Annotated in this window: 13 protein-coding genes; 12 read left to right on the top strand and 1 reads right to left on the bottom strand. The window is 43.8% G+C overall.

Going from position 1 to position 12,431, the window contains the following annotated elements:
* Nucleotides 1–56 precede the first annotated feature (56 nt).
* Complete coding sequence (rpsT, locus tag QZL64_RS07635) at nucleotides 57–317, bottom strand: 30S ribosomal protein S20 (protein WP_006556889.1); 261 nt, start codon at nucleotides 315–317, stop codon at nucleotides 57–59.
* Nucleotides 318–617: 300 nt separating this feature from the next.
* On the opposite strand from rpsT, the gene polA reads away from it, so the two are divergent.
* From polA to QZL64_RS07575, 12 genes are all read left to right on the top strand, one after another.
* Nucleotides 618–3,260: a DNA polymerase I gene (polA, locus tag QZL64_RS07630; RefSeq protein ID WP_021841413.1), complete on the top strand. Its 2,643-nt coding sequence runs from the start codon at nucleotides 618–620 to the stop codon at nucleotides 3,258–3,260.
* Between the two features lie 106 nt (nucleotides 3,261–3,366).
* Complete coding sequence (mutM, locus tag QZL64_RS07625) at nucleotides 3,367–4,191, top strand: bifunctional DNA-formamidopyrimidine glycosylase/DNA-(apurinic or apyrimidinic site) lyase (protein WP_021841412.1); 825 nt, start codon at nucleotides 3,367–3,369, stop codon at nucleotides 4,189–4,191.
* A 31-nt stretch (nucleotides 4,192–4,222) separates the two neighbouring features.
* A complete protein-coding gene (coaE, locus tag QZL64_RS07620) occupies nucleotides 4,223–4,837 on the top strand; it encodes a dephospho-CoA kinase (protein WP_021841411.1) in 615 nt (204 codons plus the stop codon).
* Nucleotides 4,834–5,403: a lytic transglycosylase domain-containing protein gene (locus tag QZL64_RS07615; RefSeq protein ID WP_021841410.1), complete on the top strand. Its 570-nt coding sequence runs from the start codon at nucleotides 4,834–4,836 to the stop codon at nucleotides 5,401–5,403. The genes coaE and QZL64_RS07615 overlap by 4 nt, the downstream gene beginning before the upstream one ends.
* A gap of 29 nt (nucleotides 5,404–5,432) precedes the next feature.
* Entirely contained in the window at nucleotides 5,433–6,092 is a 660-nt protein-coding gene (locus QZL64_RS07610) for a hypothetical protein (RefSeq protein WP_021841409.1), read from the top strand.
* 190 nt (nucleotides 6,093–6,282) lie between these two features.
* Complete coding sequence (gene rimP / locus QZL64_RS07605; protein WP_021841408.1) at nucleotides 6,283–6,741, top strand: ribosome maturation factor RimP; 459 nt, start codon at nucleotides 6,283–6,285, stop codon at nucleotides 6,739–6,741.
* Between the two features lie 40 nt (nucleotides 6,742–6,781).
* Nucleotides 6,782–7,870 (top strand): transcription termination factor NusA, encoded by a 1,089-nt coding sequence (gene nusA, locus QZL64_RS07600; RefSeq protein ID WP_021841407.1) that lies wholly within the window; start codon nucleotides 6,782–6,784, stop codon nucleotides 7,868–7,870.
* Entirely contained in the window at nucleotides 7,870–8,145 is a 276-nt protein-coding gene (gene rnpM / locus QZL64_RS07595; protein ID WP_021841406.1) for an RNase P modulator RnpM, read from the top strand. Before nusA ends, rnpM begins: the two co-directional genes overlap by 1 nt.
* A 4-nt stretch (nucleotides 8,146–8,149) precedes the next feature.
* On the top strand, nucleotides 8,150–8,455 hold the full coding sequence (locus QZL64_RS07590) for a L7Ae/L30e/S12e/Gadd45 family ribosomal protein (protein WP_021841405.1): 306 nt from the start codon (nucleotides 8,150–8,152) through the stop codon (nucleotides 8,453–8,455).
* 17 nt (nucleotides 8,456–8,472) lie between these two features.
* A complete protein-coding gene (gene infB, locus QZL64_RS07585) occupies nucleotides 8,473–11,079 on the top strand; it encodes a translation initiation factor IF-2 (protein ID WP_021841404.1) in 2,607 nt (868 codons plus the stop codon).
* Between the two features lie 9 nt (nucleotides 11,080–11,088).
* Nucleotides 11,089–11,457 (top strand): 30S ribosome-binding factor RbfA, encoded by a 369-nt coding sequence (rbfA, locus tag QZL64_RS07580; protein ID WP_006556878.1) that lies wholly within the window; start codon nucleotides 11,089–11,091, stop codon nucleotides 11,455–11,457.
* On the top strand, nucleotides 11,441–12,379 hold the full coding sequence (locus tag QZL64_RS07575; RefSeq protein ID WP_021841403.1) for a DHH family phosphoesterase: 939 nt from the start codon (nucleotides 11,441–11,443) through the stop codon (nucleotides 12,377–12,379). The genes rbfA and QZL64_RS07575 overlap by 17 nt, the downstream gene beginning before the upstream one ends.
* Nucleotides 12,380–12,431: the final 52 nt, after the last annotated feature.

Here is a 12,431-nt window from a genome sequence, read left to right as displayed (position 1 = left end):
ACTTCTGTCCAAGAAAATGGGTGCAGATCATAGGTTACAACGCTTTTGTGCTTTAATTATAAAGCATTCACTTTAGCCGTTAAGTTAGATTTCTTGCGAGCTGCTGTGTTTTTATGAAGAACGCCTTTGGAGGCTGCTTTATCAATTACGCTAGTAGCTTGAACAAGTGCTTTTTTAGCATCTTCTACTGCGCCTGCTTCTACAGCTTCAACCGTTTTGCGTGTAGCTGTACGAATTTGAGATTTCACAGCGGAGTTTTTCGCACGACGTTCAGCGTCCGTTTTTACGCTTCTAATACTGGATTTGATATTTGGCAATTGAGTCACCTCCTTATGATTACAATAATATACCTGAATAATTATAGCACAGTGCGTATTGTTGTGCAATACCTTATAAAGATTAGTTTTGCCTTATATTTATGATATAATAGTTTCAGATATGTTGAACATTAGTTTAGACTATATATTATACAGCTAAATTTTGAAAACGTATAGAATAGGAAGGTATAACCTTTGAAAAGCTATAGCCAAAGAAGGTATGGCCTTTGAATACGTATGACCTATAAGGTATGTAATATATAACCTATAAAGTCGATATTGATGGTAAAGAGGTGCTTTATGAAAAAATTAATGATTATAGATGGCAGCAGTTTGTTGTACCGTGCTTTTTTTGCGCTACCGCCGCTCAGTAATGCGCTGGGCGTGCCGACCAATGCGGTGTACGGTTTTTTAACCATGCTTGTTAAACTATATAATGATTTACATCCTGATTATGTGGCGGTAGCTTTTGATAAGGGGAAAGAAACATTCCGTACGGAGCTTTATGCGGACTACAAAGGCAATCGCCCAAATGCACCGGATGATTTGCGTCCTCAGTTTGGCCTTATTCGTGAAGTGTTAGAGGCACTCGGAATTACGGTTATCGAAGAAGAAGGCTATGAAGGGGACGATATTATCGGCTCTTTAAGCAAAAAACTGGGAAATAAAGATACGGCCGTGTATATCATCACCGGTGACCGCGACAGCTTGCAGCTCGTTGATGAACACAGCACGGTTTATTTAACTAAAAAGGGTATCAGCGATATGCTCGAAGTTCGTCCCGATAATATGGCGGACGAATACGGCTATGGCCCTGACATGGTTATTGATATGAAGGCCCTCATGGGGGACAGCTCCGATAATATTCCGGGTGTGCCCGGCGTCGGTGAAAAAACGGCTCTTAAATTGCTTAATGAATACGGTACTTTAGAAGGCGTTTACGATAATATTGATTCCATAAAAGGTAAGTTAAAAGAAAAATTGGCCGACAATAAAGAGTTGGCTTTCTTGTCGCGCACCTTAGCGACTATTAAAACCGATATGGACTTAGATTATAAAGCTTCCGATTTTGTAACGTCAGCTCATGAAACGGAAATCGTGCCGCTCTTTGATCGTTTAGGTTTTCACAGCGTAACGCCGCGTCTCATCAAGGCTATGGGGATTACGGCGCCGACACCGGTTGATAGCGACTCCTTATTTGCGGATTTTGCCGAATCACCAACGGCTTCCAAATTGGAAATCGCAGGTATTGAAGCGATTACACCTGACTTTTACAAAAATAAAGATTTAGGTATTGTCGTTAAAGCCGGTGGTGCCCATCCATTCCGTACAATTGACGAAATTTTTGTGGCCAATGGTGAAACGGTAGCTCGTTTAGACGGCGGTCATGCTAAGTTCGCCGAATTGTTGCCGACTATGCTAAAGGATGCGGCTACGATTACGACGGAGGACAGTAAGTTACTCCTCGAAGTGACGGGGGACGCAAGACCGGGTACCATGCCTTTATTTACAGCCGACGGTGAACCGCGAATTTGGGATTTAACTTTGATGGCTTATTTGGCGGATCCGACGCGTACCAATTATGGTATTTCTTACTTGACCGAACGATTCAGTGCACCGACCGTGCCGGCTACGGGTGATGCCAATGAATCTGCCGCCACGGCAAAGGCTTTACTCACTATGCAATCAGTAGCGCAGGAAGTGCTCAAGGATAACGGTCTCTGGGATTTATATAAAACCATTGAATTACCGCTCGTACATACCTTGCTCGTTATGGAAAAGAATGGTATTTACATTGATAAAGCAGCTTTAGAAGAAACTCAAACTCGCTTCGAAGCGGAAGCTAACGAATTACGCGATGCCATTTATAAAGAGGCCGGGGAAGAGTTTAACATTAATTCGCCGAAACAGTTGGGTGTTATTCTCTTTGAAAAATTAAATTTACCTGTTTTGAAAAAGACGAAAACGGGTTACTCCACCAATGCGGAAGTACTCGATATGCTTCGCAACGACCATCCGATTATTGAGCTCATTTTGAAATATCGTACGGTAGTTAAATTGATTTCTACTTATTTGGAAGGTTTGAAACCGTTAATCGATAAAAAAACGGAACGCATTCACAGCACGTTTAATCAGATGGTAACGGCTACGGGGCGCCTCAGCAGTTCCGATCCGAATTTGCAGAATATTCCGGTCCGTACGGAAAAAGGACGTGAGATTAGAGCATTGTTCTTGCCGGGTAAAGGCTACGATACTTTGGTGAGTGCGGACTATTCGCAGATTGAACTTCGTATTTTGGCGCATTTGTCGGAGGATCCGGCTCTCATTAAAGCCTTTATGGATGGCGAAGATATTCACCGTTTTACGGCCGCTGAAGTGCTCGGTAAAGCGATTGAAGACGTTACGCCGACTGAACGTTCCCATGCGAAAGCGGTTAACTTCGGCATTATTTACGGTATCAGTGATTTTGGTTTGTCCCGTGATTTAGGTATTACCCGCGGTGAAGCGAAAGATTATATTGAACTATATTTCCATCGTTATCCTAAAGTTAAAGAATATATGGATAATATGGTGGCGGAAGCACATGAAACCGGCATGGTGCGCACTATGTTCGGCCGTGTCCGTTCTTTACCGGATATTAACAGCCGTAACTTTAATCGCCGCTCCTTTGCGGAACGTACGGCGATGAACACGCCGATTCAGGGCAGTGCGGCTGATATTATTAAATTGGCCATGAATCAGGTGGAACAGCGCCTAGAAGCTGATGGCTTTAAATCTCGTCTTTTGTTACAGGTGCATGACGAACTTGTATTGGAAGTCGTTAAAGAAGAAGAAAAGGCCGTCATGAAGTTATTGGCAGACATCATGGACAGTGTAGTGGAATTAAAAGTACCGCTCATTGTAGACGTACACAGTGCTACGAACTGGGCGGATGTGAAATAATAGAAAATTTTTAACAAAATCAGAGCCAAATTAAAAGCTCAAACGTTTATATAGGTGTATAGGCCTATACAATAATCACTCTATAATTGGTTAAGAGGTGAAACGAATGCCGGAATTACCGGAAGTGGAACTGATAAAAGAATATATCCATGAACACGCAGCCGGTAAAACGGTAGCTTATGTGGAATCTTTACTGCCGCGCATGTGGCGTAATTGTCCGGCTGATGTGGCGGAAACGCTAATTACCGGGCAGACCATCGAAGCCGTAAAACGAAGAGGGAAGTATTTAATCATTACTTGGCAGAATTCTGATTTACAGTTAATTATTCATTTGAAATTGACGGGTCGGTTAATCTATCGGCCAAGTGCTGAGGTAGAGCGTTTTGACCGCATTCTGTTTCACTTTACCGACGGGACAATGCTGGCGTACGGCGATGTGCGTACGCTAGGGGCGCTCTATGTGTTTGAGTCGGAGAAAGAGATTGATTTAAAAGCGTATCTGAATATGGGCGTTGAACCATTGAGTCGAGCTTTCACAAGTGGTAAACTATATGAGTTGACACGGCGTAGTTCTATGCCGATAAAGCCGTTCTTACTGGGACAGCAATTTGTAGCCGGCATCGGTAATATTTATGCCGATGAAGCTTTGTTTTTGGCCCATGTTATGCCGACCAGACCGGCCGATTCATTGAGTGAAGCGGAGACGAAGGCTTTACACCGAGCTCTGCGGAAAGTGTTACGTGATAGTTTGGCTAATGGCGGTACCAGTTTTCGCGATTATAAAAACGGTGCCGGCGGCAAAGGGCAAAATCAGGAACATTTATTGGTGTATGGTCGTGGCGGTAAACCTTGTGTTCGCTGTAAACGGACGCTCCAGGATATGACCTTGCGAGGACGTCATACCGTATTTTGCGGACATTGCCAACATTAAGATTATTTTTATTACATTATCGGGAGTTACGATGTATAAGATTGGTTTAACCGGCGGTATTGCGTCCGGAAAAAGTACCGTATCCAACTGGCTTCGAGATAAAGGAGCACCTATTATTGATGCGGATATAGTAGCGCGTGAAGTTGTTGAGCCGGGCACGCCGGGCCTAAAGGCTTTGGTGGCAGAATTCAGTGATGAAATTCTTACGCCGGAAGGCACGCTTGATCGTCCGAAGTTGGGCAGTATTATTTTTAACGATGAAGCCAAACGGAAGCGTACCAACGAAATTTTACACAGCTTCATTAAACAACGCATTGACGAATTAGCTGAAAATTTTGCCAAAGAAGGCTTCAAGGCGGTTATCTATGATATTCCCTTACTCATTGAAACCAATTGGTATAAGGAAATGGATGAAGTGTGGCTCGTAGCTATCAACGAAGATGTTCAGACGGCTCGTTTGCAGGAACGTAACGGGTATACCTTAGAAGAAGCAAAAGCTCGTATTGCCAGTCAAATGCCGTTAGCGGAGAAGAAAAACTATAGTCATGTTGTGATTGATAATAATGGCACTTTGGCGGATTTAGCGGCGCAGTTAGAACAATTATGGCAAGCAAAAGGACATGTTTTTACTGAGGAGGATGCATGAAAGGCTCTACATTCTTAGCATGGTGCCTCGTAATTTTAGGCTGGTACTATTTCGCTGTGGGCGAACCGTATCTGGCGCGCACCTATGCGTATCCTTTAGAACATAGTGCCACTGTACATGCAGCGGCCAGGGCCAATAAGATTCCCTATTCGTTAGTCGCGGGGGTAATTCTGGCGGAGAGTAAGTTCAATGAACATGCCGAATCGGCACCGGGTGCTTTGGGGCTTATGCAACTCATGCCGGACACGGCACACTGGATTGCGGAACAAATGAATGAACCAAAGTTGACCGATAATGATATTAAAGAACCGGATACTAATATTAAGCTGGGGACATGGTATTTAGCGTATTTGCTGAATGAATTTAAAGGCAATAAAATTTTGGCCTTGGCTGCGTATAATGCCGGTCGTGGTCACGTGGAAGAATGGATGAGCCAATACGATTGGGGCGATGACTTCGACGATATTGAGCAAATCCCGTTTGCGGAGACTCGTGAGTATGTAACGGCTGTTTTAAAAAATCAGGAAAAATATGAGTCTCTATACGCTATGGATGACAATCAATAGTATTAAATCAAGAGGAAGGATTATTTCAGATGGCAGATGTAATTGCAGAATGTAAGGAACGCACCTATGATTTTTCATGGTTGCCGAATACTTTGGGCGATTTTAAACTGGTAATCGATACGACGGCAGAAGACTTGTATTATCGCTTTTTTCATTATGAAAATGAACTGGGATGGCGTTGGGAAGCTTTGTATGATAAGGAAGTTGACGATTATACAGTTCATGTAGTGATGCCGCTTTTCTCTTTTACGGATATTAACTTTATTCGTGGTTCTTGGGAGGAGTTTGAGGCAGTGCTGAAAGAGCGCGCTGAGCAAGGTCTCACCGAGCGATTAATCGAGCCTCAAAAAATGTTTACGTATGCATATAAACACAAAGGCCTTGCTGACTGGGCCTATGAAGAGTTTTTACCTCAACAGGTAGGTCCTTTTGTGCGGGATATTGCCCCAAGTAATGGGGTGTGCATGATTAACGGCTCGTACATTATCGGCGAATATCGCATAATGGATGATACGTCGGGGCTGTTACTTTTCTACAATGTACTGCGTGATGAGTTTTTTGCAGAGCTTCGGCGACACAATTATCCGGAGATTAACCATGACCTCGACGCAAAGACATTGCCGGAATTGGAAGCAAAACTGGAAAGTGAGCTTGTAAGAGTGCTTACGGACTTGCAAAATCGGTTATAGTATTTGTGTTTTGGCAGTGTTCATGATATAATATACGTGATTCGAAATAAGCTTTTTTAAAAGAGTGGGCCTTGGCTCACTCTTTACTTTATAGTAAAACACTATGCAGGCGTACAGACAGGCAAGTGCTTGGCAAATACGATGTGAGTAATATTACAGGTGTTACATCAAAATGAAGGAGGCGATGACCATGAAAAGAGAAGCCGTGGAAGAATTTGTATCCTCGATAGTGGAAGGGATTATTGAGGGCACAGAGATGGAACTGGTGGATGTGGAATATGTGCGCGAACGGGATTGGTATTTGCGTGTATATTTAGATAAGCCGGGCGGAGTCGATCTTGATGATTGTCAGATTGTCAGCGAGAAGCTGAGTGAAGTGTTGGATGCTAAAGATCCGATTAAAGAAAATTATTTATTGGAAGTATCTTCACCGGGACTGGATCGTGTTTTGAAAAAAGACAAAGACTTTGTTCGTTATCAAGGCGCCGACGTTGATGTACAGTTGTTTAAGCCGGTAGATGGGAAGAAGCAATTTACCGGAGCGCTGGGCGAGTTTACCGATGAGACTATTACGATTCAAGTCGGGGAAAACCCAATCGTGTTAGAACGAAGTGCTATTGCACAGATTCGTTTGCATTTTGAATTTTAAAGATAAAAAACTAAAACAGAAAATATTGGAGGAATAATAAGTGAGTCAAGAATTAGTACAGGCAGTTATGGTGTTAACAAAGCAGAAGGGTGTATCGCCGGAAGTGGTGTTTGAGTCCTTGGAGGCATCATTGCTGCAGGCTTACCGTAAGGAGCCGGGTTCCAATCAGGACGCCTATGTAGAATTAAACCGTGAGAGCGGTGAATATAAGGTTTTTGCCAAGAAAACCGTAGTTGCTGAAGTTGAGGACGCAGAGAAAGAAATTTCTCTCGCCGAAGCTCAACAACGGGATATGCGTTTTGAAGTGGGCGACATTGTAGAAGTTGATGTAACACCTAAGAACTTCGGACGTAGCGCTGCTCATACGGCTAAGCAAATGTTGATTCAACGTCTTAAAGAAGCGGAACGCAGCATTGTGTACGAAGAATATTTCAGCCGTGAAGGTGATATCATCACCGGTCTTGTACAGCGTGTAGAAGGTCGCAATGTATTCGTTGACCTTGGCAAAACAGAAGCCATTTTACCACCGGCTGAACAGATTCCGACGGAAACATACAAAGCAGGCGATCGCATTAAATGCTACATCGTAGAAGTTAAAAAGACCACCAAAGGTCCTCAGATTATGATCAGCCGTACTCATCCGGGCCTGTTAAAACGCCTTTTCGAATTAGAAGTGCCTGAAATTTATGAAGGTGTTATCGAATTGAAATCCGTTGCTCGCGAACCGGGCATGCGCTCTAAAATTGCCGTAGTATCTCGTGATGAAACGATTGATGCGGTTGGCGCTTGCGTAGGTCCTAAAGGTCAGCGCGTTCAGAACATCGTGGATGAATTAAACGATGAAAAAATTGATATCGTAAAATGGGATGAAGATCCGGCTGTTTATATTGCCAACTCTTTGAGCCCTGCTAAAGTAATTTCCGTAGATGTAAACGAAGAAGAAAAAACATCTCGCGTTATTGTACCGGATTACCAATTGTCTTTGGCTATCGGTAAAGCAGGTCAGAATGCTCGTTTGGCTGCTAAATTGACAAACTGGAAAATCGATATTAAGAGCGAAACACAAGCAGATGAAGTAGAACCGGAAACGGCTGCTAATGAATTGCTTGAAGGTGACGGTGAAGCGTAATGAAGAAAAAAACACCTCCTATGCGTATCTGTGTAGGTTGTGGCGAGTTGCGTAATAAGAAAGAGATGCTGCGCATCGTAGCCTCACCGGAAGGTACGATTGCTATAGATAGAACCGGCAAAGCGGCCGGTCGCGGTGCTTATATCGAACCGAAAGCGGAATGCTTTGAGACTGCTTATAAAGCGAAGCGCTTGGAACGCTCCTTAAAACGAGCCGTATCAGCTGATATTTATGAAAATCTGAAAGCTGAATTAGGGCTTAACGAGGCTGAATAAGCAAATGAACGAAACGAAATTTAAGAATTTATTAGGCATGGCACAGCGAGCAGGTAAATTGTTATCCGGCGATTTTGTAGCGGAGAAAGCAATTAAGCGGGGAAATGTTCCCTTAGCCTTGCTGGCAACTGATTGTGCTAAGAATAATGCGGAGAAATATATATGGTTAGCTCAGCAATATGATGTTCCGCTTAGAAATGTTTTGACAAAAGCGGAACTGGGTCATGCCATCGGCAAAGAACAAAGAGCTATTGTACTTGTAAATGATGTGGGATTTGCGAAGGCAATGCTCAAAGAAATAGATAATTGATTTGAGGGGGCATGCAGATGTCAAAAAAAAGAATACGTGATTTAAGTAAAGAACTAAATGTAGAAAATAAACAGATTATAGACTTTTTAAGCCGTAACGGTTATGAGTCTAAGACGCCGGCCAGCGGTTTGGATGATGCAGGTATTGAACTTGTTACCAAACATTTTAAAAACCGCAGTGCTCAGGCACCAAAAGAAGCGCCTGTAAAGGCGGCTGAAATAAGTGCTAAACCGGCAGCTAAAGAAAGTCATAAAAAAGCGGAACCTAAAAAAGCAGACGCTCATAAATCCGAAGCCCCTAAAGGTGAGGCAAAGCAATCTGACGGTCAGAAACCGGCTCATAAACAAGAAGCCCGTCGTGCCGAACAAGGTCAGAAGCCTAACACGAATAAAGGAAATAACGGTAACCGTAATAATGATGGCAATCGTAATAATGAGGGCCGTCAGGATTCTCGCAACCAGCAGAACCAAAAACATGGTAATCGTCAAGAACAGCGTCAGGATAACCGCAACCAGGATAATCGCCGTCAAGACAACAAAGGTCAAGACCGTAATGACCGCAATAATCGTCACGGCGATAAGAAAAACGAGGGCGGCAATCGTAACGAACATCAAGACCGCAATCGCAATGATCATAATGATCGTAAAAACAATCGCGACAATCGCAACAGCAATAAAGAAGGTCGCAACAATCGTGACGGTGGTCGCGATAATAACAATGACCGTCGCAATAAAAAGGACAAGAAAAACCGTGGCGGCAACCGTCCACAGTCCTTATTGTCCACTTCTTTGGCGAAGAGCAAAAATCGCGTAAAACAGCGTAATGAACAGAATCGCCAGCACAAAGAAGAAGAAAAACGTAAAGCAGAAGCTATGATTGCTACTCACATTGAAATCGGCCAGACTTTAACGGTTAAAGAATTAGCGGAAGCTATGGGCCGTGAAGTGAGTGAAATCATCAAAAAATTAATGTTATTAGGCGTTATGGCGACCATCAACCAGGAAATCGACTTTGATACGGCGTCCATCGTAGCGGAAGAATTCGGTGTAACCGTTTCTGAAGCGGCACCGGAAGAAGATCCTACTGAAATCGTAGAAGTGGAAGATTCGCCGGAAAGCTTACAGCCACGTCCGCCGGTTGTTACTATTATGGGTCACGTTGACCATGGTAAAACTTCCTTATTGGACGTAATTCGTCAAACTAACGTAACCGCATCCGAAGCAGGCGGCATTACGCAGCATATCGGTGCTTATATGGTTCGTTATAAAGGCAACAAGATTACATTCTTGGATACGCCGGGCCACGAAGCGTTTACCGCTATGCGTTTGCGCGGTGCTCAGTCTACGGATATTGCCGTATTGGTAGTTGCTGCCGATGACGGTGTTATGCCGCAGACAATCGAAGCGATTAACCACGCAAAATCCGCTAATGTGCCTATTATCGTAGCCATCAATAAGATGGATAAACCGGGTGCCAACCCTGATCATGTTAAACAGCAGTTGGCTGAACACGGTTTATTGCCTGAAGAATGGGGCGGCGATGTAATCATGGTGCCTGTATCCGCTAAACAGCGTCAGGGTATTGATGACTTGCTCGAAAATATCTTGCTCGTAGCGGAAGTTATGGAATTAAAAGCTAACCCTAACCGTAATGCGCAAGGCGTTGTTATCGAAGCTAAACTCGATAAAGGCCGTGGTCCTGTATGTACTGTATTGGTACAAAAAGGTAGCCTCCGCGTTGGTGACAACATCATTGCCGGTGTAGCATACGGTAAAGTTCGTGCTATGACGAACGAACGCGGTGAAAAAGTAAAAGTAGCTCGTCCATCCATGCCGGTGGAAGTGCTCGGTTTGTCCGACGTTCCGCAGGCCGGTGAAATCATGAATGCCGTTGATGACAACGAAGCTCGTGTAATTGCCGAAAAACGTGTGGAAAAACAGCGTTTAGCTGAAATGGGTACGAGTCATAAAGTTACCTTGGACGATATCTTTAATCAGATTCAACAGGGTGAATTAAAAGACTTAAATATTATTATTAAAGCAGACGTTCAAGGCTCCGTAGAAGCATTGCGTCAGTCTTTAGAAGCAATTAAGAATCCGGAAGTTCGTATCGTTATCGTTCATGCGGCGGTAGGTGCTATCAACGAATCCGACGTTATGCTCGCATCCGCATCGAATGCGATTATTATCGGTTTTAACGTTCGTCCTGATGCAGTCGTTCGTAAGGCGGCTGAAAAAGAAAGCGTTGACCTTCGTACGTATCGCGTTATTTACGATGCCATCAACGACGTGGAAAGCGCTATGCGCGGTATGTTAACACCTGAATTCAAGGAAGTTATCTTGGGCCGTGCGGAAGTGCGCCAGGTTATTTCCACACCAAAAGCGATTGTAGCCGGTTCGTATGTGACTGAAGGTGTGATTACGAACAAATCGGAAATCCGCTTGATTCGTGACGGTGTAGTTGTTCATGAAGGTCATGTAGATTCCTTACGTCGCTTCAAAGATGAAGTTAAAGAAGTAAAGAGTAGTTTTGAATGTGGTATTTCCATCGAACGTTACCGTGATATTAAAGAAGGCGATATCATTGAAGCCTTTACGATGGAAGAAATTAAACCACAGATTTAGGAGGCGTCTATGAGTGACGTTCGCGTACGTAAGTTACAGGAATTTATTAAACAAGAGGTAAGCGGCATGTTGATGCGTGGTCTTAAAGATCCGCGCATCGGCTTCGTTACCGTTACCGAAGTAGAAGTGACGGGCGATTTACGTCAGGCTACTATTTATGTGAGTCTGTTCGGTAAAGACGAAGAGAAAAAAGCGTCCTTGCAGGCTTTGCGTCATGCAGCCGGCCATATTCGCAGCGAACTGGGCAAAGTATTGCATTTGCGCTATACACCGGAAATTTTCTTCGACGCCGATACTTCATTAGATTACAGTATGCACATTGAGTCTTTACTCAATGACATCAAAAAGGATGAGGCCAAACATGGCGATGATAAATAAGAAGGCTTTAAAAACTGCTTTAGATAAAGCCCAAAATATTATTTTGACAGTTCATGTTCATCCGGACGGCGATGCCTTGGGGTCACTCTTAGCTTTTTATGAAGCTTTGACGGCACAAGGTAAGACCGTCACTATGGTTGTGGATGACATCATTCCAGAAAAGTACAACTTTTTGGCTCCTGTGGATAAAATTCATTCCATCGAAACTATGACCGATTGGACAACGGACATGTTGCTCGTATTGGATGCCAGCACGTTCGAACGCATCGGTCGGGTCGGCGAATTATGTAAAGCCCCGATTTATAATATCGATCATCATATTTCTAACAGTCATTTTGCGGCCGGTTTATATTTGTTGCCCGAATTTGCGGCAACAGGTGAGATTTTAACTGACTTGTGTGAAAGCTGGAACTGGCCGATTACGGAAACGATGGCCAATGCATTATATATGGCCATTGCTACGGACTGCGGTTTCTTCCGCTTCAGCAATACAACTGAGAACACCTTAAATATGGCGGCACTTTGTGTTAAGAACGGTGCCAAGCCGAATGTTATTTCCGAACATGTGGAAGTGACTACGGTTGCTCGTATTGAAGTGATGAAAGAGGCTTTACAGACTATTCGTTTTTATAAAGACGGTAAAGTCGCCGTGTTGGCTCTCGACGAAGCCTTAATGGCTAAAGTAGGCGATGATACGGACGGCTATGTCGATTTGATTCGCAATGTAGATACGGTAGATATTGCTATTTTGCTAAAAGCAGTGGATACTAATGTAACTCGTGTCAGCTTGCGTGCCAAGGTCACCGATGTGAATGCCATTGCCAATCATTTCGGCGGCGGCGGTCATGTGAAAGCAGCCGGTTGTACGATTCAGGCCAATATTGACGGTGCCATCGAGCAACTCTTAACGGTGATTGGCTAATGGACGGTGTATTTCCTTTCTTAAAACCGCCGGGCATAACGAGTCATGATGC

The sequence above is a fragment of the Veillonella sp. CAG:933 genome (assembly GCF_000431435.1).
Lineage (GTDB): Bacteria > Bacillota > Negativicutes > Veillonellales > Veillonellaceae > Veillonella_A.
This window is presented reverse-complemented; position numbering and strand designations above follow the sequence as displayed.

Coding starts and splice junctions, on each gene's coding strand:
- polA (WP_021841413.1), top strand. CDS start 618: ATGAAAAAATTAATGATTATAGATGGCAGCAGTTTGTTGTACCGTGCT.
- mutM (WP_021841412.1), top strand. CDS start 3,367: ATGCCGGAATTACCGGAAGTGGAACTGATAAAAGAATATATCCATGAA.
- coaE (WP_021841411.1), top strand. CDS start 4,223: ATGTATAAGATTGGTTTAACCGGCGGTATTGCGTCCGGAAAAAGTACC.
- QZL64_RS07615 (WP_021841410.1), top strand. CDS start 4,834: ATGAAAGGCTCTACATTCTTAGCATGGTGCCTCGTAATTTTAGGCTGG.
- QZL64_RS07610 (WP_021841409.1), top strand. CDS start 5,433: ATGGCAGATGTAATTGCAGAATGTAAGGAACGCACCTATGATTTTTCA.
- rimP (WP_021841408.1), top strand. CDS start 6,283: ATGAAAAGAGAAGCCGTGGAAGAATTTGTATCCTCGATAGTGGAAGGG.
- rnpM (WP_021841406.1), top strand. CDS start 7,870: ATGAAGAAAAAAACACCTCCTATGCGTATCTGTGTAGGTTGTGGCGAG.
- QZL64_RS07590 (WP_021841405.1), top strand. CDS start 8,150: ATGAACGAAACGAAATTTAAGAATTTATTAGGCATGGCACAGCGAGCA.
- infB (WP_021841404.1), top strand. CDS start 8,473: ATGTCAAAAAAAAGAATACGTGATTTAAGTAAAGAACTAAATGTAGAA.
- rbfA (WP_006556878.1), top strand. CDS start 11,089: ATGAGTGACGTTCGCGTACGTAAGTTACAGGAATTTATTAAACAAGAG.
- QZL64_RS07575 (WP_021841403.1), top strand. CDS start 11,441: ATGGCGATGATAAATAAGAAGGCTTTAAAAACTGCTTTAGATAAAGCC.